A 19,207-nucleotide genomic window follows, 5' to 3' on the forward strand; every position below is an offset into this window, starting at 1 on the left:
ATCCGCCGCGAACAGGCAGTTCCGGTGCAGGTCAGCGACGGGCGGACGCAAGGCCCGCCGTCGAACGCTCGCCGTCAGCGTTCGGTTGGCCGTCGGGGTTGCTTTCAGCCACGGTGCCGGGCCTGGGGTCCGGCTGGATGTCCACCGTGCGCCGCAGCGGGCGTTCCTTGATGAACAGCACTGAGATCAGCGCCACCACGGCCACCACGGCGGAGATCAGGAAGACCTCTGCAGTGGCATCACCGTACGCGGCGCGCATGATCTCGCGGACAGGTGCGGGCATGTCCACCAGGTCCAGCGAGGCTCCGGCCGAGCCGCCGGTCACGGGGATGCCGGCCGCGGCCAGGCCCTCCTTGGCGAGCTGGGTGACCCGGTTGCTGAGCACGGCGCCGAGGACGGCGACGCCGATGGCCCCGCCTACCGAGCGGAAGAAGGCCACGGACGCGCTGGCTGTGCCGATGTCCGAGGCCCGGACGGTGTTCTGGACGGCCAGCACCAGGTTCTGCATCAGCATGCCCAGGCCCACGCCCAGGATGGCGGTGAAGATTCCGGCCTGCCAGAGCTCCGTGGTGTGGTCCATGGTGCCGGCGAGGCCCAGGCCGCCGATCAGCAGGATGGAACCGCCGATCAGGTAGCCCTTCCATTTACCGGTGCGGCTGATCAGCAGGCCGGACACAACGGAGCCTGTCAGGTTGCCGGCAATCATCGGCAGGGTCAGGAGCCCGGCTTCGGTGGGTGTGGCACCGCGCGCCACCTGGAAGTACTGGCCCAGGAAGGTGGTGGAGCCGAACATCGCAATGCCCACCGCCACGGAGGCGAGGATGGCCAGGGCGGTGGTGCGCTCGGAGATGATCTTCAGCGGAATGATGGGCTGTTCCACCTTGGATTCCACAAGCACCAGCAGGGCCAGCAGCACCAGGCCACCGCCCACCATGGCGGCGGACTGCCAGGAGACCCAGTCGTAATAGGCGGGGTTGCCGGCGAAGGAAACCCAGATCAGCAGGAGGCTCACACCGGAGGTCAGCAGGATGGAGCCGAGCCAGTCGATCTTGGCAGGGCGCCTGACGTGCTGGATCTTGAGGGTCAGCTGCAGGAGGATGAGGGCGACGACGGCGAGCGGCACGCAGACGAAGAAGGTCCAGCGCCAGCCCAGCGGGCTGTCCACGATGAATCCGCCGAGCAGCGGGCCACCGGCGGTGCCGACGGCCATCACGCCGCCCATGTAGCCGGAGTATTTGCCGCGGTCCCGCGGCGGGATCATGGTGCCGATGATGGCCTGCGCCAGGGCAGTGAGCCCGCCCATGGCAACACCCTGGATAACGCGGGCGGTGAGCAGCAGCGGGATGGTTTCGGAGAGGCCGGCCATCACGGAACCGGCCACAAAGATGACGATGCTCAGCTGGACCAGGATCTTTTTGTTGAAGAGGTCCGCCAGCTTGCCCCAGATGGGGGTGGTGACGGCGTTGGCCAGGAGGGCGGCGGTGATGACCCAGGCGAAGTCGGTCTGGGTGCCGTGCAGGTCGGACATGATGGTGGGCAGCGCGTTGGCCACGATGGTGCTGCTGAGGATGGCGGTGAAGAACGCAGCGAGGAGCCCGGTCAGGGCTTCCATGATCTGGCGGTGGGTCATCGCCAAGGGTGGCGCGGCGGGTGGTTGGCTCGACATAAGAGTCCTTCTAGGGGGTCGGTGTGGTGATGGGACCGGCCGCCGTTGCCCGGGCTGATTGTTTGATTGCCTCGGAAAGCCGGGACAGGACCCGCGCGGTGTCTTCGGCGTCCTCCTGGCTCCAGTTGCTGAGGTAGCCCTGCAGGGTGGCCGTGCGCTGCTCCTCGATCTGACGGAGCTTCTCCACGCCTGCCTGGGAGAGGGCAACCAACTGGGCGCGCCCGTCGGACGGGTCCTGCCGCCGGACAACGTACCCCTGCTCTTCGAGGTCCGCGATGTGCCGGCTGAGGACGGGGGCCGATACGCCCAGGCGCTCCGCAAGGTGCGTGGCGCGGGATTCCCCCTCCCCCACATACCGAAGCACACCCTGAAGCGCCACACCGGTGTCCTGCCCGCGGAAGCTCGCCGACGCGACGCATCGGACCACCCGCTGCAGATCGAAGATGCGGTAGACCAGATCCGCTGCGGTGTCCGGCGCGACTGCCATGATGAATTACTCCTCAGTTGTTTGCCTCAAGCAACTATATCGCTAAATGGTTACTTTGGGAAACTAATACGAGGAGGCGACCTTTAGATGCCCAGGTGCGTGGGCGCGAACATTTTGAGGAGCGTTTCGACGACGACGACGTTCGGCCCGTCAGCCGCGAATCCCGCCTTGAGCGCGTCCCCCACATCCTCAGGGGCCACCCGGGTGGCCGGCACACCGAACGCTTCGGCGAGCTTGACGAAGTCCGGGCGGGCGAGCTCGGTGGCCGTGGCCTTGCCAAAGGCGCCCACCATGTATTCGCGCAGGATGCCGTAGCCGCCGTCGTCAACAATGAGCCAGGTGACCGGGACGTTGTGCTGTTTGGCGGTGGCGAGTTCGGCGATGGAGTACATGGAGGACCCGTCACCGGAGACGGCGAGGACCCGTCCGGGCCGGCCCAGCGTTTCAAGGCCTACCGCGCCGCCGATGGCTGCCGGGAAGCCATAGCCGAGGCCGCCTGCTCCCTGGGCGGAGTGGAACTGGCCTTCCCTGGCATCCCAGCAGCTCCAGCCCCAATAGGCGGCGATGGTCATGTCCCAAAAGGTTTGCATATCGCCGGGCACGGCCTCGCGGATATCCGCCATGAACTTCAGTTCCTTGGCCAGATCCTGTGATTCCAGCCGGGCGCGCACCTTCGCGAGGGACTCCTGGACCAACGTTTCGGGGGCGACGCCATGCCAGCTGCGGACTGTTTCGGCCGCGCTGCTTCCGGCGGCGCCGCTGCGGACCGGTGCCGCCAGGGCTTCGTCGAGGGCGGCGAGCGCCTGGCCGGCGTCAGCCCGGATACCCAGGCCGGGGCGGTTCGATTCGAGGACGCGCGGTTCGGCGTCGATCTGGATGATCCGCCCGCGGGGTTCGAACGTGAAGTAGTTGGAGGTGACCTCGCCCAGGGAGGAGCCGATCACGATCAGGACATCGGCATCCTCCAGCACGTCGGTCATGTGCCGGTCCTCGATCCAGGACTGCAGCGACAGCTCATGGTTCCAGGGGAACGCGCCGTTGCCGCCGGGAGTACAGATCACCGGTGCCCGCAACTTTTCGGCAATCGACAGCAGGGACTTCTCCGCCCGGCCCCGCCGGGTGCCCCCGCCCGCGATGATGGCGGGGCGTTCCGCCGTCGAGAGCCACCTCACGGCTTCGCGGATCAGCTCCACCCGGGGAGGGTTGTCCGCGGCTTCGGCCAGCGCATCCTCCACCGGGGGGACCATGATGGGATCCAGCAGCACGTTCTGCGGGATTTCCAGCCACACCGGGCCCTGCGGCGAGGAGATCGCCTCGGTCCAGGCGTCCTGGATGGCCGAGGGGATGCCGGAGGCGTGCTGGATCAGGCGCTGGCTCTTGGTGACGTTCGCGGCTGAGGCCTTCTGGTCATCGAGCTGGTGGAGCATGCCCTTGCGGCGGGCCCCCAGGCCGTCGAGCGGGATCTGGCTGGCCACCACCACCATGGGCACGCCGGTTGCGTAGGCCTCCTGCAGCCCGGCCAGGGACGTGAGCGCGCCCGGTCCGGTGGACAGGAACAGCACCCCCACCTCCCCCGTGGCACGGGCGTAGCCGTCCGCGGCGAAAGCCGAGTTGTTCTCCACCCGGGAGGACACAAAATGCAGGTTGCCGCGGCCCATCGCGTCGAACAGGCCCAGCGCGTGCTGGCCCGGGATGCCGAAGACTGTCTTCGCGCCGAGGGCTTCGAGGGTCTCGACCACGAGGTCCCCGCCGTTGCGCTGGCCGGTGCTGCCTGCTGCCGGGGAGGCGGCAGCATGCGTGCCGGCGTCGAATTCAGTCATCTAGGGCTCCTTTGTAACGGCGGCGAAGCCGGCGAGTTGGTGCGGTTCCCGGCCGAGGGCCTGGGCAGCGTAGCCGTTGGCGGCGCCGAAACGCCCGCCGTCCACGGCATTGTCCGCCATGAGGGTGATCAGCTCGTAGGCCACGTGGCTCGCGGCCACGCCGGTGATTTCGGCGTGGTCGTAGGCGGGGGCCACTTCGACGACGTCGGCGCCCACCAGGTTCAGGCCGCGGAGCCCGCGGATGATTTCCAGGAGTTCACGGCTGGTGATGCCGCCCGCCTCGGGGGTTCCGGTGCCGGGGGCGTGCGCAGGATCCAGGACATCGATGTCCACGGAGATGTACAACGGCCTGCTGCCGATGCGGTCGCGGACCTTGGCCACCGTCTCCAGGACGCCCTGGTAGTAGACGTCGGCCGAAGTGACGATGCCGAAACCGAAGCGGTGGTCGTCGTCGAGATCCTTCTTGCCGTAGAGCGGGCCGCGCGTGCCGATGTGGCTGATGGCTTCGGTGTCCAGAATGCCTTCTTCAACGGCCCGGCGGAACGGCGTTCCGTGCGTATATTCCGCGCCGAAGTAGGTGTCCCAGGTGTCAAGGTGCGCGTCAAAGTGCAGCATGGCCACCGGCCCGCCTGCGCGTTCGGCTGCGGCGCGGAGAAGCGGCAGCGCGATGGTGTGATCCCCGCCGAGGGTCACCAGTTTGCTTCCGGCAGCCGTGAGGTCCAGGGCGTTCCGCTGGATGGTTTCGATGGCTTCGTTGATGTTGAACGGGTTGACGGCCATGTCGCCGGCGTCGGCCACCTGCACGTTTTCGAACGGGCTGACATCCCAGGCGGGGTTGTAGGGACGCAGCAGGCGGCTGGCTTCCCGGACATGGTTGGCGCCGAAGCGCGCGCCGGGCCGGTACGAGACGCCCGAGTCGAAGGGGACGCCCACCACCGTGACATCGGCCTTGGCCACCTGGTCCAGGCGCGGCAGCCGGGCGTACGTGGCGGCTCCGGCGTAGCGCGGGATGCGGGCGGAATCGATGGGGCCGAGGTTCCCGTTGGCTTCGATGCGCAGTTCTTCCACGGCGGGCCTCTCCTTCAAGAAATGCTGTTTGATGTGTGACTGCCATCATAGACCCGGGTTGACCTATGCGCATCAAATGTTTACAGCTGCCCGTCCTGTCAGCGGCTGGCCGCGGGAACCAGGACCCAAAGAACCTCCACCGGTTCGTTGGTCGGATTAACCCATGTATGGGGTTCGCGGCCCGGGAACGTCACGGTGTCGCCGGAGGTGAGGTCGAATTCCTCGTTTGTCATGATCAGGCGGATGCTGCCCTTGACCACATGCAGGACGTCAACGTCGCAGTCCACGGCATACAGTTCGGCTTCGCCCCGGCCGTGCGGCGCGATGACGGCCTGGATGATCTGGATGCGCCGTTCGGAGCGGGCAGTCAGCAACCGCTCCACGATGCCTTCGCCGCCGAGCGAGATCCGGGGACCTTCATCCCGCCTGGTCAGATGGGTTTCCGGGGCGGCGAACAGGTCGCCGATGGAGATGGAGAGAACCTGGCACAAGGTCACCAGCGAGGCCACGGAAGGGGAGGTCAGGTCCCGCTCCACGCGGCTGAGAAATCCCTTGGTCAGGCCGGTGGCGTCGGCAACCTGTTCAATGGTCAGACGCTGCGACTGCCGGGCAGCGCGGATTCTGGACCCGATGGCCACCGGAACGTTGCTCGGCTCGACTGGCAGTGCCTTCATGTGCGGACCTTTCGTGGCCGGCGGTCCGGCCCCATCTCTGGAGCAATCCTAGTGGCCAACCGCTGGCAGACCGCGGCGCGCACCGCGGCAGTCAAACAGCGTCCGCAACGGCAGGCGCACGACGGCGGCACCTCGGTTCCGTCGCAGGGAAACCGAAAGTGCCGCCGTCGTCCGTTCTATTCAGTGTCCGATTCAGCCTCGCGGAATTCGTCGTCATCCAGCGGAACCACGCGTTCCTCGGCGTCCACTTCCACCGGGGGTGTGGGGATCACGGCTTCTTCGGCGTCCAGGAACTCGTCCTCGGCGTCCCACTCGTCTTCGTTGATGGGGACATCCTCTGCGTAGTCGTAAGCGGGATCCGCTTCTACTGCGTCCAGGTGCGGCATGTCCGGTTGGGGTCCGGCGGTGTTCATGATTCAACCTCCGTTTGATCGCCTGACGTGCTCATGCGGTGGGAGCCACCCGGCTCCACATCTTCATCAGAGCACCGCCCGCCAGCCCGGTCAAGGGCCTTTGGCACCCCCTCGGGAGTGGCCCGTCCCGCCGCAGATTTTGAGGTAAACCGAAACCCGGCAGTGAGGTCTGCCAGCCGAAAATCCGCGGTTTAACGCGGTAGTCTGGACGCTGCAATGGGGCCGAACCATGCCCTATCCAGCACAGGAGTTCCAGTGTCTCACCCCACCCATTCAAACCAATCCAAGCCGACAGACGAGGCGCCGCCGGGAACCGGCAAGCCCACCCCGGCCGACCTCCGCCGCTGGCGCCAGTACCTGGCGGATGAACGCGCAGAGGCCGCCGTCTATCGCGATCTGGCACAAAACCGTGACGGCGAAGAGCGCGACATCCTGCTGGCCCTGGCCGAAGCCGAAGGCCGGCACGAGGCCCACTGGCTCCAGCTCCTCGGTGAGCACGCAGGCAAGCCGCGGCCCGCGTCCTTCCGCAGCCAGCTGCTGGGCTTCCTGGCCCGCCACTTCGGTTCAGTCTTCGTCCTGGCACTGGCCCAGCGCGCCGAGGGCCGCTCGCCCTACGCCAAGGATCCCAACGCCACGGACGCCATGGCGGCAGATGAACAGATCCACGAGGAAGTGGTCCGCGGCCTGGCCACCCGGGGCCGCAACCGGCTTGCCGGGACTTTCCGGGCCGCCGTCTTCGGGGCAAACGACGGCCTGGTCAGCAACCTCTCGCTCGTGGTGGGCATGGCCGCTTCCGGGGTGGCCAGCGGTGTGGTGCTTCTCAGCGGCATCGCCGGACTCCTGGCCGGCGCCATGTCCATGGCGGCCGGTGAGTTCGTTTCCGTGCGCTCCCAGCGGGAGCTGCTGGCGGCCACCCGGCCCACGCAGATCACGCTCGCCGCCGCGCCGAACCTGGACCTCGAACACAACGAGCTCCTGCTTGTCTATCTGGCGCGGGGGATGTCCCGGGAAGCAGCCGAACACCGCGTTGCCGAACGCATGGGGCTGCTCAACTGCGACTGCGACCCCAGCCTGTCCCTTCAGCCCGAGCTTCCCGAGACCGAGGACGAGCACGAAGCCGTGGGGACCGCGTGGGGCGCCGCACTGTCCAGCTTCTGCTTCTTCGCCTCCGGCGCCGTGGTGCCCATCCTGCCGTTCCTGTTCGGCCTGACCGGCGTGCCCGCCCTGGCGGTGGCCGGCGTGCTCGTGGGACTGGCGCTGCTGGTAACCGGCGGCATCGTCGGGCTGCTGTCCGGGACCTCGCCTCTGAGCCGCGGCCTGCGCCAGCTCGCCATTGGCCTGGGGGCGGCCGCCGTGACCTACGTCCTGGGGCTCGCCTTCGGCACGGTGGTGGGCTAACGCTGTGGTGGGCTAACCGCCCAGCACGGCGAGTGCTTCGGCCACGCTGTCCACAAGGAAGATCCGGTCTGCCATGGGGCTGCCTGCCGCGAGCCGGTGCAGCATCGGCCACGCGGGCAGTTCCTGCTCCCAGTGGCGCCTGCCAACCAGCACCATGGGAGTGACTGCTTCCCAGGAACTGTAATAGTTTTCGCATGCGTCCTGGAAGATTTCCTGCACGGTACCTGCCGCTCCGGGCAGGAAGATCACTCCGCCGTCGCACAGTTCCAGCAGGATCGCCTCCCGGATTGAATTGGCGAAGTACTTGGCGATGTGCGTGGCGAAGTAGTTGGGCGGCTCATGCCCGTAGAACCAGGTGGGGACACCCAACGAGGGGGTTCCGTCCGGATAACGTTCGACGACGGCCGCCGCCTCGCGTGCCCAGGCGGACACCGAGGGCCGGAAGCCGGGCACGGCCCCAAGCCCGGCCAGCACCTCTTGGAACCCCGCGTCGGGAATTCCGCTGAGGTAGGCGCCGAGGTTGGCGGCCTCCATGGCGCCCGGACCGCCGCCTGTTGCCACCAGCCTGCCGGTCTGGGCGAGGAGCCGTCCCAGCTCTGCGGCCTGGGCGAATTCCAGGGTGCCGCGGCGGGCTGTGTGGCCGCCCATCACCCCGACGGTGGCCCGGCCCGCGCGGAGCTCCGAGCGCATGAACTCGTCCAGTGCGTCGCCGATGGCGTGATCGTGCAGCGCCGATGCCAGGGTGGCGTCCAGCCGGTGCCGCTGCCCGGGACGGATGCTCCAGTGATACACCAGGGCATCGGGAAGTTCCTCATAGGGTCTGTGATCCAGTCCGGCGTACAGTTCCTGCGGGGTGTACAGCCCTGCCCGGTAGGGATCAAACGGCACACCTTCAAGCTTGGGAAAAATCAGGGCACCGCGGCGCCGCAGTCCTGCTTCGACGTCCTGATCGAAGGTACAGCCGAGGAAAATGGCGCCTTCCGCGTCCAGTCTTTCCAGCGCGGCCGTCCGGCCGCGCAGGTCCAGGGACTGGGCGTGCCAGCCGCGCATCGACACGGCGCCGGCCGCCACCAGGCGGTCGAAGCCCTCAAGGCTTTCGACCTCGATGGTCCGCGGGCTGGGGACCAGACCGCCGGCACGGTTCATTCCGTAAACCTAGCGGGAGAGCCCGGCAGTGCCCGTGACGTGTTGCTCCAGCCTGAGCAGGGTCTCCTCGATGCTGGCAGGGTGGCGGCGCAGGTAGCCGGCCAGCCGCAGGAAGAACTTGCCCCGGACCGCCCTGGCGTCCCACTGTTCGGTGACGCGCGTCCCGGCCGTACCGGCGGCATCCGTGGCCGGCTCAAGGAGGTAGCGCCAGATATGGCCGTAGAAGTGGCGCCAGGCAATACGCCGGCCTTCCTCGAATTCGCAGACCGTGTTGAGGATTTTGTAGTCCACTTTCATGTTCATCTCCATGCCGAACCGCGCACCGAGGACCAGCCGCTCCGGACCGCGCGGCTGAGCGCCCTTGACGGTGCCGGAGCCATCGATCACGCTGTGCAGCGCCGGCGTGGCCAGTACCTCAAAGATCTGTTCCGGTGCTGCGGGGATGAATCTCTCACGGGACACCAGGTAGCGGTTGTTCATGCCCCCAGCCTAGGGGGTACTTGAAAGCTAGAGAACCGCTTCCGCGCGTCCGACGGCGGCGTCCGTGCTTGACGCGGACGGCGCATGCCCTGCGGTGGTTGTCCCCCGAACGGCGGTCCGCGCTCCGGTCCGTTTGGCTCCGGCGGCGGCGATGATCATAACGACGAGGCCCAGCAGGGTGATGCCGGCGCCGGCCCAGATGGGTGAGGTGTAGCCGAGGCCGGCGGTGATGGTTACGCCACCGAGCCACGCCCCGAGGGCGTTACCCACGTTGAAGGCGCCTATGTTGGCTCCGGATGCGAGCGTTGGTGCGCTGGACGCGTACTTCATCACCCGCATCTGCAGGCCAGGAACGGTGGCGAATCCGAAGCCCCCCATGAGGACGATGGAGGCGATGGTGAGCGCTTGGTTGCCTGCGGTCAGGGCAAAGCCGACCAGCACCACCACGAGCACCGAGAGCACCACTACGAGCGTGCGGTCCACGTTGCGGTCCGCGGCCTTGCCGCCGATGGTATTGCCGATGAACAGGCCAACACCGAAGACGATGAGCAGCCACGGCACGGTGGATGCCGCGAAGCCGGAGACGTCGGTGAGCGTGAAGGCAATGTAGGTGAAGGCACCGAACATCCCGCCGTAGCCGAGGATGGTGACCAGGATGGAGAGCCAGACCTGGCCGGATCGGAAGGCGCGCAGTTCAGTGCGCAGGGATCCCGGCACCGTGTCGCCGTGACCGGTCTTGGGCACCAGTGTGAGGATTCCTGCGAGGGCGATGACACCAATCACGGTGATGGCCCAGAACGTGGAGCGCCAGCCGGCAGCCTGTCCCAGCATGGTGCCGAACGGTACGCCCAGAACGTTGGCTGCCGTGAGCCCGGTGAACATGATGGCAATGGCACCGGCTTTTTTGGTGGGGGCCACCATGTCCGCGGCCACCACGGCGCCAATTCCGAAGAAGGCGCCATGGGCCAGGGCAGCAATGATGCGGCCGATCATCATCATCCCGTAATCAGGGGCAATGGCTGAGATTAGGTTGCCTGCGACGAACAGCACCAGCAGCACGGCGAGAACTGGCTTGCGCTCAAAGCGTGTCACCGCCGCGGTGAGCAGCAAGGCCCCAACGACGACCGCGAGGGCGTAGCCGGAGATCAGCCAGCCTGCCGTGGCCTCGCTGACCTGGAAATCGGCGGCAACCTCGGGCAGCAGGCCCATGATGACGAACTCGGTGAGTCCGATGCCGAACCCGCCGAGGGCAAGGGCTATCAGGCCGATGGGCATGGGAGTGCTCCTTTGAGAATGTACGGGAAGAGATACGAAGCGTAAACTAGTAGTTGCAGACGCGTTATTTATTGTTGCACGAGCAGATACAACGCGCAAGCAACTACTTTGATATGTGTGCCGGTTCACGCCCCCAGGCGTCCCTGCATACACCCGGAAAGGACAGGAAAATGGGCATCAAGGACGACGCCGTCGAGGTTCGCGCACAGGGCTGGCGCACCTTGGCGGCACTGCACGGCCTGATCGAAGGCGAGCTGGAGCGGTCACTGCAGGCCGAATCAAAGCTCTCCGTAGTGGAGTACACCGTGCTGGACGCGCTCAGCCGCCAGGACGGCTGGCACATGCGGATGCAACAGCTGGCACGCGCCACCGCCCTCAGCGCCAGCGCCACCACCCGCCTGGTCAACCGCCTCGAGGACCGCGGGCTATTGACCCGGATCCTTTGCGCGGACGACCGCCGGGGAATCTACACGGAGCTCACCGCCAGCGGCGTGGCCCTGCTTGAGGAGGCCCGGCCGGTCCATGACACCACGCTGGAGCGCGCCCTGGCTGAGGCGCAGGACGTTCCGGAGCTTGCCGCTTTGGTCGACGCCCTGCCGCGGCTCCACGCCGCGGCCTAGCCGACACGCTTTCGCCGCTTTGTCTGGACAAAAACTCCTTGACCGGAGGCAGCTTCAGGCATAGATTTGTAATCAATCAATCAGTTGATCAATGAAGAAGTTGATTACCGGTTTGATGACGTAGAAAGGCCACACGATGAACTCCGACGACGGCACCCTGGACTTGGCCTTTATGGCCCTGGCCGATCCCGTCCGGAGGAGCATCATCGCCCGGCTCAGCCGGGGCCCGGCCACCGTGAATGAACTGGCGGAACCTTTCGAGATCTCCAAGCAGGCGGTCTCGAAACACATCCAGGTACTTGAGCAGGCGCAACTGGTCACCCGGACCAGGGATGCACAGCGCCGGCCCGTGCACCTGAACCCCGCACGGCTCGAGGCGCTCACAGCGTGGATCGACCAATACCGGCTGGTCCGCGAAGAGCAGTTCCGCGGCCTCGACGCCGTGCTCCGATCCGTCGCCGCAACCGGCGGCGCACACCCCAAGGAATCATCATGAGCAATCCACTGAACCTCAGCGTTCCTGAGGGACTCCCCTTCATCGACTACGACCGCGAGTTCGAGTTCCCCGTGGCGGACGTCTTCCGCGCCCACAAGGACCCCGCCCTGATTACCCAATGGCTCGGTCCGCGCGGCCTCAAGATGGAGATTGACCACTACGACTTCCGGACCGGCGGCACCTACAGCTACCTGCACACCGGGCCCGATGGCGTGGCCTACGAGTTCAGCGGCGTCTTCCACACGGTCCGGGAAAATGAGTTCGCCATCCAGACCTTCGAGTTCGGCGGCTACCCGGACGTGGTCAGCCTCGAATTCATGACTTTTGAAGACCTCGGCAACGGGCGCACGCGCTTGCGCGGCCACTCGGTTTACCCCAGCGTGGAAGCCCGCGACGGCATGGCCCAGTCCGGCATGGAAGGCGGCCTGACAGAAGGCTACGAGCGGCTTGACGAGCTGCTCAGCGGCGCGAAAGTCTAGGACCGCCAAAGCACGACGGCGGACGGTTCCCTTCGGTGGAAGGCGACCGTCCGCCGTCGTGCGCACGAAGACGTGCTCCAGGAGAGTGCCCGGATCCTGGTCTGACGTCAGGACAATACTCACGGGCCATTTAGTAAGCGGTTAGCCGATTATCCGCCCTTGACCTTCGCTGGACGCCTGATAACATCAAGAAAAGGGCTCATGTCCTATCAAAAGAACAAAGGGTGACATACTCGGCACGTCCCGGTGGGCGGCGCCCGGTTGGGCCCTGGAACACGGGGAACATTCAGTGGCGAATCAACTTGGCCTCACCATCGACCGCTCCTCCCCCATCCCCTTGTATCACCAGGTGGTTCAGGGGATAGAGGCGGCCATCCACAGCGGAGTCCTGGAACCGGGCAGCCGGCTCGACAACGAAATCGACCTCGCGGCACAGCTCAACCTGTCCCGGCCCACCATGCGCAAGGCCATGGACGAGCTGGTCCGCTCAGGGCTGCTGGTCCGCAAGCGGGGCGTGGGAACGCAGGTGGTGTCCAGCCAGGTCCGCCGCCCGCTGGAACTGTCCAGCCTGTTTGACGACCTCACGAACAACGGCAAAAAACCCACCACCGAGGTGCTGAGCTTCTCCCACATGGAAGCCGACGCCGCCACCCTGGCCACCCTGCAGCTGCCGGCCGGCTCGAAGGTCTACCACTTCACCCGGCTGCGCAAGGTGGGCGGCAAGCCGCTGGCTCTGATGGAGAACTGGGTCCGCGATGACATCGCCACCATGGATGAGGCCATGCTCGCCGAGGAAGGGCTCTACTCCATCCTGCGCCGGGGCGGCGTCAACTTCCGCCTGGCCACCCAGCGGATCGGCGCCATGATCGCCAACGACTATCAGGCACCGCTGCTTGAGACGGAAGTGAACTCGGCCCTGGTGACCATGGAACGCACCGCTGTTGACGATACGGGGCGGCGCGTGGAGACCGGCCACCACGTCTACCGCGCCGATTCCTACAGCTTTGAAATGACACTCGTACAGCGCTAACGCAAGGACTTTTGCCATGACCAACTGGGTCTACCCCCTGGGCTCCGCCACTGACGGCAACTGGGACATCTCGCTCGGCACCTCCGATTCCGCCACAGCCGTGGAAGGCTGGGCCCATACGGGACTGAAGGTGGCCACCCTCGCCGCGGGCGCCGCCGTCAGCCTTCCGGCGGCCGGCGAGGAACGCATTGTGATTCCGCTCAACGGCGCCTTCACCGCGACGGTGGACGGCGTGGACTACCCCCTTGCCGGGCGAACCTCGGTGTTCCACGGGCCCAGCGACGTGCTGTACTCCGGTACCGGCAAGGCCGTTACCATCAGCTCAGCCGACGGCGGCCGCGTGGCCGTCGCGACCGCCCCGGCGAAGGCCGCGTACCCCACGCGCCTGGTCACGGCCGCGGAGACACCCGTGGAACTGCGCGGCGCCGGAAACTGCTCCCGCCAGGTCCACAACTTCGGCACCCCGGCGGCCCTGGAGGCGGACCGGTTTATTGTCTGCGAAGTCCTCACCCCGGCCGGCAACTGGTCCTCCTACCCCCCGCACAAGCACGATGAGGAGAAGGACGGCGAAACAAACCTCGAGGAGATCTACTACTTCGAGACCCGGGTGTCCGCAGGCTCCGGGGCACCTGCCGACGCCGACGCCATCGGCTACCAACGCGTTTACGCCTCGGATGAGCGCCCCATCGACGTGGCCGCCGAGGTCCGCACCGGCGACGTGGTGCTGGTCCCCTACGGCTGGCACGGCCCTGCCATGGCGGCACCCGGCTACGACCTGTACTACCTCAACGTCATGGCCGGTCCCGGCCCGGTGCGGGAATGGCTCATCAGCGACGACCCCCACCACGGCTGGGTGCGGCAAAGCTGGGACGGGCAGGACATCGATCCCCGGTTGCCGTTTACGGCATAGCAGCGGAAGACCTGAAAACAATGCCCCGCCGGAACAGGTTCCGGCGGGGCATTGTGCGTAACTGGCGGCAATCAGGTGGCCATTGGCAGCGCCACTTTGACGGGCGCGCCCGTCACCAGGGATTCCTGGGCAGCATCGGCCACGCGGGATGCGGCCACCGCGTCCTGGGGCGTGCAAGGGTTTTCCCGCTCGCCCAGGATCAGCTCCACAAACGCAGCCATCTCGGACCGGTACGCCTGGTCGAAGCGCTCCGCGAAGGTCTGGTGCGGTTCGCCGTCGGGAAAGGTGATCCCGGCTTCGGCCGAGGCCAGCGCCGACTTCGAATCCAGGCCCACCATGACTGTCCGGTTGGATCCCTGGATCTCCAGACGGACATCGTGGCCGGCCCCATTGTAGCGGCTGGCGGAGACCGTTCCCACGGTGCCGTCGTCGAACGTGATCACGGCCAGGGCCGTATCCACATCGCCCACGTCGCCGATGGCCGGATCGCCGTTGTTGGAGCCCTTCGCATAGACTTCCACAATTTCGCGGCCGGTCAGCCAGCGCAGGATGTCGAAGTCGTGGACCGAGCAGTCCCGGAACAATCCGCCGGACGTGGCCAGGAATTCCACCGGCGGGGGCGTCATGTCGCAGGTGACGGCGCGCAGCGAGTGGATCCAGCCCAGCTCGCCGGCCTGGTAGGCGCGTTTGGCTTCGAGGTAGCCAGCGTCGAAGCGGCGCTGGTGGCCGATCTGCACCACGCCATTGTTGTTCCCGATATAGTCCAGCACCGGCAAGGCGTCGGCTACGTTCATGGCTACCGGCTTCTCGCAGAACACCGGAATGCCGGCATCCACTCCGGCCCTGATGAGTTCGGGGTGGGTCGCGGTTCCGGTGGCAATCACCAGGCCGTCCACGCCCGAGGCGATCAGGTCCGCCACGGAGGGCAGGAACTCCGCGCCGAGGCCTGCGGCGATGTTGCGTGCGTGATCTTCCGCAACATCCGTGAGCCTGAGCCGGACGCTGGTCCCCTGCGGGTTCAGCACCCCGTTGAGCGAGGCAATGTTGTTGGCGTGCATCACACCGATGCGTCCCACCCCCACCAGGCCGAGAATGACATCCTTCATAGTGTTCCTTCGTAGGTTGAAGTGCTAAGGGATCGTGACCGGCTGGACAGGTGCCGGCCGGACGGGTGCCGGCCGGTCGGTGAAGGCTGCCCGGAACGCTGCCAGGGCGGCCTCACTGTCGCCGCTGGCCCATGCTTCCAGTCCGACGGTGCCGTCGTAGCCGGCGTCGGCGAGCGCCCGGGCGACAGCCTGGTAGTTGACTTCGCCGGTGCCGGGCTCACAGCGGCCAGGGACATCCGCCACCTGGATCTCGCCGATGTGCGGCAGGGCGGTCCGCACCAGCTCAATCAGGTTCCCCTCGCCCAGCTGCGCGTGGTAAAGGTCCAGCATGAGCTTCACGTTGGGGTGCCCGGTCGCTTCCACCAGAGCCAGTGTGTCCTTGGCACGGGCCAGCGGGATGCCGGGGTGGTCCAGGACCGTGTTGAGGTTCTCCAGACAAAAAGTCACCCGGTGCTTCGCTCCCAGCGCTCCCAGGCGCTCCAGGGTCCTGGCCCCCGTGATCCACATGCGGCCGGTGGACCTGAAGACGGGACGTGCGGCCTTCCCGTCCACCAGTTCCGCGGAGTGCACCACCAGGCGGCTGACACCGAGCTCCAGGGCCGTGGGGATCAGTGACTCAGCCGTACGGACGACGTCGTCGGCAGTATCCGGATCCACCAGGCTGCCCGCGGTGTATCCCGTCATGGAGGAAAAGACCGCGCCGCTTGCCGCCAGCGCCTTCACGTCCTTGGTGCGGGAGTCCCACAGCTCCACGTCGAACCCGGCGTCGTGGATGCGCTGCACCCGTTCGGCGAAGGGCAGGTCCGTGAACACCATCTCCGCGCAGACAGCCAGCCGCATCAGGGCCTCACCTTCGCCGCCGCAGGAACAGCCGCGGGAGCGCCCTGCTTCACGGAATCGATGCAGGCCAGTGCCATGGCGAGGGCACGGCGCGCGTCTGCCGGTCCCGGGGTCAGCGTGAAATCGGCCGACGGCGGCGGCGTACCGTCGCGCCGTGACCGCACCGCGGCGGTGAAGTCGGCGAGTTCATCCGTATAGGCCTGGCGGAAGAGTTCCACGTTGAGCCGCGGAGTGTCCGCGGAGAGGCCGTCGGCCGTGTAGCGGCGGGCCGCTGTTTCGGTGGACCGGCCGGCCTGGACCATGCCCTTTGAACCGAAGACCTCACCCCGGACGTCGTAGCCATAGAGGGCGCTGAAGTTCGCTTCGGCCACGGCGATGGCGCCGTTGTTGTAGCGGACGGTGACCACGGCGGTGTCCAGGAAGCCTTGGTCGCGCAGGGCGGGTTCCACCAGGGCGTCGGCCACGGCGTAGACCTCCACGGGCTCAGCGCCCTCATTGAACCAGTTCAGGGTGTCGAAGTCGTGGATGAGGGTTTCCAGGAAAATGGTCCAGGCCGGTACCCCGGCGGCGTTCGGGATGCTGCCGGTCCCCGGATCGCGCGTGAGCGAGCGCAGGAGCTGCGGCGTGCCCGCCGTCCCTGCGGCAAGGTCCTTCTTGGCCGCCTGGAAGTCGTCGGCGTAGCGGCGGTTGAAGCCTATTTGGAAGTGCACCCCGGCGGCCTCCACGGCGGCAAGGGCGGCGTCGAGCTCGTTAAGGTCCTGCGCCGCAGGCTTTTCGCAGAACACGTGTTTCCCGGCGGCGGCTGCCTTGCTGGTCAGGGTGGCATGAAAACGGGCCGGACTGGCGATGATCACGGCATCGATCGCGGGATCGGCCAGGATGTCCTCGGCACTGGCCGTGACTTTGGTTGTGCCGAGCGAGGCGGCGAGCGCCTGGGCAGATTCAACGTTTGGGTCGGCGATGGCGGCGAGCACCGCATCCGGGACCCGGCGGGCAATGCTTTCAGCGTGGAACGCGCCCATCCAGCCCGAGCCGATGAGGCCGATCCGTACCGGGGCCGGGTTGGGGGCCGGGTTGGGGGCGGGGGTGGGGGTGAGATAAGCCATGGGCTGGTCCTTTCATGGGGCTGGCGCGTGGATGGTGTCGCTGGTTTGGGAGAATTAGTGCCGGGCCGCGGCCGTGGTTGCTTCGCCGCGGAACACCAGGCCGAGCCGGCTGCGGATCTGATCGGCCACTTCCAAGGTGCGGATGGAGGCAGCCAGTGTCCGTTGGCTGGCTTCCCGGCTGCCTGCGCCGATGGCCCGTGCTACGGCCGCGGCCTCATAGTGCAGGCCTTCGAAGTGCCCGCCGGCGGGTTCGTCATGGCGAAGGCGGGTGCCGTCGGGGAAGCGGACCTCGAAGCCGCCGGGCATGTTGAAGGGCCCGTCGATGGTCAGTGTCGCCTCTGAGCCCACCACTATGGCTGCCGTGGGCGTGAAGTTGTGCACGTGAGTGTTCACCATGGCCTGCGCGCCGCCGTCGAACGTCATCATCGCGGACAGTTGGGCATTCACGCCGGACTGGTGCGGCTGACCCATGGCAGCCAGTTGCTGCGGGCTGCCCAGCACCTCGGTCACGAGTGCCAGTGGATACGTGCCCAGGTCCAGCAGCGGCCCGCCCGCCAGGTCAGGATTGAAGATGCGGTGGGAGGGGTCGAAGTGCTCGCCATACTCGGCAACCACTGTGGTGATGGTCCCCAGGGTGCCGGCGTCGAGGATCTGGCGGATCACATCGAATTTCGGCAGGAAAAACGTCCACATGGCCTCCGCGGCGAACACGCCGGCGGCCTCGGCCCGGCCGGCAATATCGCGTGCCTGGTCCGCGTTGAGGCCGAGCGGTTTCTCGACCAGCACGTGCTTGCCCGCCTCGATGGCCAGCAGGGCGGCGGCGTGGTGGCCGGTATGCGGTGTGCACACGTAGACGATGTCGATGTCCGGGGCCGCGGCCAGTTCCTCATAGCTCCCGTACGCGGCCGGCACGTTGAACGTATCCGCGAAGGCCTTGGACCTGTTCAGTGACCGGGACCCGACGGCGCCAATCACCTGTCCGGTGTGCGCCTGGAGGGATTCGGTGAAGCGTTCGGCGATCCAGCCCGGGCCCATGATGCCCCAGCGCAGCACGGGGGCGTCACGGGAGTCCGGGACCCTGGACGACGGGAGGGCGGTGGCGGTCATAGATACTTGACCTTCGTGGCCGTCCCGTCGCTGTGCAGCGACTGGATCATGGCTTGGGCGACGAGTGCGGCGTTCAGTCCGTCCTGGGCACCGGCGAGGGAAGGCTTGTCTCCGGCGGCAAGTGCAGAGATCCAGGCCTGCAGCTGCAGCCGGTACGCGTCGGCGAAGCGGGGTCGCCAGTCCGCAGGGATCTGCTCCTGCCTGGTTCCTTCCTGCTCGATGCCCAGCAGGGCGGAGTTCTGCAGTGCCGCGATGCCGCGCTCCGAAACAACCTCGCAACGGGTGGTGTAGCCGTACTGGGCATTCAGGAACAGTTCCAGGGTGGTGAGGGTTCCGTCGGCGGTCCGGAGCGTCATGAATGCCGGGTCCCGCAGTTCGGCCTCCGCGTGCCGGGTACTGTTGCCGGCCTGCCAGGACACTTCCGTGATGGGAGAGCCCAGCAGCCAGGGAATGATGTCCAGCTCATGGATGGCCGAGTTGGTGATGGCCGATTCCGCCGTGGTGCCGGGAGCCGCGGCGGCGTTCCGGCTGATGCAGTGGACCATCAGCGGCCCGCCCTGCGCCCGTCCCCGCACGGCCTGCCGCAGTGCCACGTAGCCCGGGTCGAAGCGCCGCATGAAACCGAGCGAAAGCAGGGACGCTCCCGTCGCGGCCACCATGTCGGCGTCCGCAGCCACCACTTCCAGGCTTTCCAGGACGGTGGGTGCCAGCGGCTTTTCACACAGCACCGGCGTCATCGTCTCGAAGCACTCCAGGACCAGGGCGGCGTGGGTGGAGTCGTGTGAGGCCACCACCACGGCGTCCACCTCGCTGGAGTGGATCAGCTCCGAGGGGTCGGTGGTGATGCGTGCCGACGACGGCGCTGCCGCAGCGGCGCGGTCAGCGTCCAGATCTGCCACGAAGGTGACCTCGGCACCACCGATGTTGGAGGAGAGGTTCCTGATGTGGTCCGCGCCCATGATTCCGGCGCCAATGACACCTACCCGGATCGGCATGATGTTCCCTTCGTTGATGTTCGAGGTGGCCCCGTGGTGGGCGCGCAGGCACGGCGGGGCGCCCCGGGGTGTCCGGAGCACCCCCCGGGTC

At 67.0% G+C, this 19,207-nt stretch carries 20 protein-coding genes; 6 read left to right on the forward strand and 14 right to left on the reverse strand.

Annotation, left to right across the window (positions count from 1 at the left end):
• Positions 1-31 precede the first annotated feature (31 nt).
• The 6 genes from PY310_RS11445 to PY310_RS11470 all read right to left on the reverse strand — a co-directional run bounded on the left by PY310_RS11445 (position 32) and on the right by PY310_RS11470 (position 6,128).
• Positions 32-1,666, reverse strand: coding sequence for an MFS transporter (locus PY310_RS11445; protein ID WP_342755744.1), 1,635 nt, complete (start codon positions 1,664-1,666; stop codon positions 32-34).
• Between the two features lie 10 nt (positions 1,667-1,676).
• Complete coding sequence (locus PY310_RS11450) at positions 1,677-2,153, reverse strand: MarR family winged helix-turn-helix transcriptional regulator (RefSeq protein WP_275214506.1); 477 nt, start codon at positions 2,151-2,153, stop codon at positions 1,677-1,679.
• Between the two features lie 83 nt (positions 2,154-2,236).
• Complete coding sequence (locus PY310_RS11455; protein WP_275214507.1) at positions 2,237-3,973, reverse strand: thiamine pyrophosphate-binding protein; 1,737 nt, start codon at positions 3,971-3,973, stop codon at positions 2,237-2,239.
• Positions 3,974-5,041 (reverse strand): agmatinase, encoded by a 1,068-nt coding sequence (speB, locus tag PY310_RS11460; protein WP_275214508.1) that lies wholly within the window; start codon positions 5,039-5,041, stop codon positions 3,974-3,976.
• 98 nt (positions 5,042-5,139) lie between these two features.
• Positions 5,140-5,715: a helix-turn-helix domain-containing protein gene (locus PY310_RS11465; protein ID WP_275214509.1), complete on the reverse strand. Its 576-nt coding sequence runs from the start codon at positions 5,713-5,715 to the stop codon at positions 5,140-5,142.
• A 176-nt stretch (positions 5,716-5,891) separates the two neighbouring features.
• On the reverse strand, positions 5,892-6,128 hold the full coding sequence (locus PY310_RS11470) for a hypothetical protein (protein ID WP_275214510.1): 237 nt from the start codon (positions 6,126-6,128) through the stop codon (positions 5,892-5,894).
• Between the two features lie 255 nt (positions 6,129-6,383).
• Here PY310_RS11470 and PY310_RS11475 point away from each other — a divergent pair, with 255 nt between their 5' ends.
• Positions 6,384-7,526 (forward strand): VIT1/CCC1 transporter family protein, encoded by a 1,143-nt coding sequence (locus tag PY310_RS11475; protein WP_275214511.1) that lies wholly within the window; start codon positions 6,384-6,386, stop codon positions 7,524-7,526.
• 12 nt (positions 7,527-7,538) lie between these two features.
• Here the strand turns inward: PY310_RS11475 and PY310_RS11480 are convergent, their stop codons facing one another.
• From PY310_RS11480 to PY310_RS11490, 3 genes are read right to left on the reverse strand one after another with little or no spacing between them, the layout of a single operon-like run.
• The gene (locus tag PY310_RS11480; protein WP_275214512.1) at positions 7,539-8,672 is read right to left on the reverse strand and encodes an LOG family protein; all 1,134 of its coding nucleotides are present in this window, start codon (positions 8,670-8,672) and stop codon (positions 7,539-7,541) included.
• Positions 8,673-8,681: 9 nt separating this feature from the next.
• Positions 8,682-9,152, reverse strand: a complete 471-nt coding sequence (locus PY310_RS11485) for an SRPBCC family protein (RefSeq protein ID WP_275214513.1) — start codon at positions 9,150-9,152, stop codon at positions 8,682-8,684.
• 27 nt (positions 9,153-9,179) lie between these two features.
• The gene (locus tag PY310_RS11490) at positions 9,180-10,427 is read right to left on the reverse strand and encodes an MFS transporter (RefSeq protein ID WP_275214514.1); all 1,248 of its coding nucleotides are present in this window, start codon (positions 10,425-10,427) and stop codon (positions 9,180-9,182) included.
• A 170-nt stretch (positions 10,428-10,597) separates the two neighbouring features.
• Between PY310_RS11490 and PY310_RS11495 the strand changes: the two genes are divergently transcribed.
• The 5 genes from PY310_RS11495 (at position 10,598) to iolB (ending at position 13,962) form a co-directional block, all read left to right on the forward strand.
• Positions 10,598-11,047, forward strand: coding sequence for a MarR family winged helix-turn-helix transcriptional regulator (locus tag PY310_RS11495; protein WP_275214515.1), 450 nt, complete (start codon positions 10,598-10,600; stop codon positions 11,045-11,047).
• Between the two features lie 136 nt (positions 11,048-11,183).
• On the forward strand, positions 11,184-11,543 hold the full coding sequence (locus PY310_RS11500) for an ArsR/SmtB family transcription factor (RefSeq protein ID WP_275214516.1): 360 nt from the start codon (positions 11,184-11,186) through the stop codon (positions 11,541-11,543).
• A complete protein-coding gene (locus tag PY310_RS11505) occupies positions 11,540-12,022 on the forward strand; it encodes an SRPBCC family protein (RefSeq protein ID WP_275214517.1) in 483 nt (160 codons plus the stop codon). The genes PY310_RS11500 and PY310_RS11505 overlap by 4 nt, the downstream gene beginning before the upstream one ends.
• 289 nt (positions 12,023-12,311) lie before the next feature.
• Positions 12,312-13,052 carry a GntR family transcriptional regulator gene (locus PY310_RS11510; RefSeq protein ID WP_275214518.1) on the forward strand — a complete coding sequence of 247 codons (741 nt, stop codon included), beginning with the start codon at positions 12,312-12,314 and terminating at the stop codon, positions 13,050-13,052.
• A 16-nt stretch (positions 13,053-13,068) separates the two neighbouring features.
• Positions 13,069-13,962, forward strand: coding sequence for a 5-deoxy-glucuronate isomerase (iolB, locus tag PY310_RS11515; protein ID WP_275214519.1), 894 nt, complete (start codon positions 13,069-13,071; stop codon positions 13,960-13,962).
• A gap of 71 nt (positions 13,963-14,033) precedes the next feature.
• Here iolB and PY310_RS11520 read toward each other — a convergent pair whose 3' ends face one another.
• The 5 genes from PY310_RS11520 to PY310_RS11540 are packed head-to-tail and all read right to left on the reverse strand — an operon-like array spanning position 14,034 to position 19,116.
• Positions 14,034-15,068, reverse strand: a complete 1,035-nt coding sequence (locus PY310_RS11520) for a Gfo/Idh/MocA family oxidoreductase (RefSeq protein ID WP_275214520.1) — start codon at positions 15,066-15,068, stop codon at positions 14,034-14,036.
• Positions 15,069-15,092: 24 nt separating this feature from the next.
• Entirely contained in the window at positions 15,093-15,908 is an 816-nt protein-coding gene (locus tag PY310_RS11525; protein ID WP_275214521.1) for a TIM barrel protein, read from the reverse strand.
• Positions 15,908-17,014 carry a Gfo/Idh/MocA family oxidoreductase gene (locus PY310_RS11530; protein ID WP_275214522.1) on the reverse strand — a complete coding sequence of 369 codons (1,107 nt, stop codon included), beginning with the start codon at positions 17,012-17,014 and terminating at the stop codon, positions 15,908-15,910. Before PY310_RS11530 ends, PY310_RS11525 begins: the two co-directional genes overlap by 1 nt.
• Before the next feature lie 54 nt (positions 17,015-17,068).
• On the reverse strand, positions 17,069-18,121 hold the full coding sequence (locus tag PY310_RS11535) for a Gfo/Idh/MocA family protein (protein ID WP_275214523.1): 1,053 nt from the start codon (positions 18,119-18,121) through the stop codon (positions 17,069-17,071).
• Positions 18,118-19,116: a Gfo/Idh/MocA family oxidoreductase gene (locus PY310_RS11540; protein WP_275214524.1), complete on the reverse strand. Its 999-nt coding sequence runs from the start codon at positions 19,114-19,116 to the stop codon at positions 18,118-18,120. Before PY310_RS11540 ends, PY310_RS11535 begins: the two co-directional genes overlap by 4 nt.
• Positions 19,117-19,207: the final 91 nt, after the last annotated feature.

This window comes from Pseudarthrobacter naphthalenicus (genome assembly GCF_029076445.1).
GTDB classification, from domain to species: domain Bacteria; phylum Actinomycetota; class Actinomycetes; order Actinomycetales; family Micrococcaceae; genus Arthrobacter; species Arthrobacter naphthalenicus.

Excerpts from the sequence above, each read along its gene's own strand:
- PY310_RS11445 (WP_342755744.1), bottom strand. The coding sequence starts at position 1,666 with ATGTCGAGCCAACCACCCGCCGCGCCACCCTTGGCGATGACCCACCGC.
- PY310_RS11450 (WP_275214506.1), bottom strand. The coding sequence starts at position 2,153 with ATGGCAGTCGCGCCGGACACCGCAGCGGATCTGGTCTACCGCATCTTC.
- PY310_RS11455 (WP_275214507.1), bottom strand. The coding sequence starts at position 3,973 with ATGACTGAATTCGACGCCGGCACGCATGCTGCCGCCTCCCCGGCAGCA.
- PY310_RS11465 (WP_275214509.1), bottom strand. The coding sequence starts at position 5,715 with ATGAAGGCACTGCCAGTCGAGCCGAGCAACGTTCCGGTGGCCATCGGG.
- PY310_RS11470 (WP_275214510.1), bottom strand. The coding sequence starts at position 6,128 with ATGAACACCGCCGGACCCCAACCGGACATGCCGCACCTGGACGCAGTA.
- PY310_RS11480 (WP_275214512.1), bottom strand. The coding sequence starts at position 8,672 with ATGAACCGTGCCGGCGGTCTGGTCCCCAGCCCGCGGACCATCGAGGTC.
- PY310_RS11485 (WP_275214513.1), bottom strand. The coding sequence starts at position 9,152 with ATGAACAACCGCTACCTGGTGTCCCGTGAGAGATTCATCCCCGCAGCA.
- PY310_RS11490 (WP_275214514.1), bottom strand. The coding sequence starts at position 10,427 with ATGCCCATCGGCCTGATAGCCCTTGCCCTCGGCGGGTTCGGCATCGGA.
- PY310_RS11495 (WP_275214515.1), top strand. The coding sequence starts at position 10,598 with ATGGGCATCAAGGACGACGCCGTCGAGGTTCGCGCACAGGGCTGGCGC.
- PY310_RS11500 (WP_275214516.1), top strand. The coding sequence starts at position 11,184 with ATGAACTCCGACGACGGCACCCTGGACTTGGCCTTTATGGCCCTGGCC.
- PY310_RS11505 (WP_275214517.1), top strand. The coding sequence starts at position 11,540 with ATGAGCAATCCACTGAACCTCAGCGTTCCTGAGGGACTCCCCTTCATC.
- iolB (WP_275214519.1), top strand. The coding sequence starts at position 13,069 with ATGACCAACTGGGTCTACCCCCTGGGCTCCGCCACTGACGGCAACTGG.
- PY310_RS11520 (WP_275214520.1), bottom strand. The coding sequence starts at position 15,068 with ATGAAGGATGTCATTCTCGGCCTGGTGGGGGTGGGACGCATCGGTGTG.
- PY310_RS11525 (WP_275214521.1), bottom strand. The coding sequence starts at position 15,908 with ATGCGGCTGGCTGTCTGCGCGGAGATGGTGTTCACGGACCTGCCCTTC.
- PY310_RS11530 (WP_275214522.1), bottom strand. The coding sequence starts at position 17,014 with ATGGCTTATCTCACCCCCACCCCCGCCCCCAACCCGGCCCCCAACCCG.
- PY310_RS11535 (WP_275214523.1), bottom strand. The coding sequence starts at position 18,121 with ATGACCGCCACCGCCCTCCCGTCGTCCAGGGTCCCGGACTCCCGTGAC.
- PY310_RS11540 (WP_275214524.1), bottom strand. The coding sequence starts at position 19,116 with ATGCCGATCCGGGTAGGTGTCATTGGCGCCGGAATCATGGGCGCGGAC.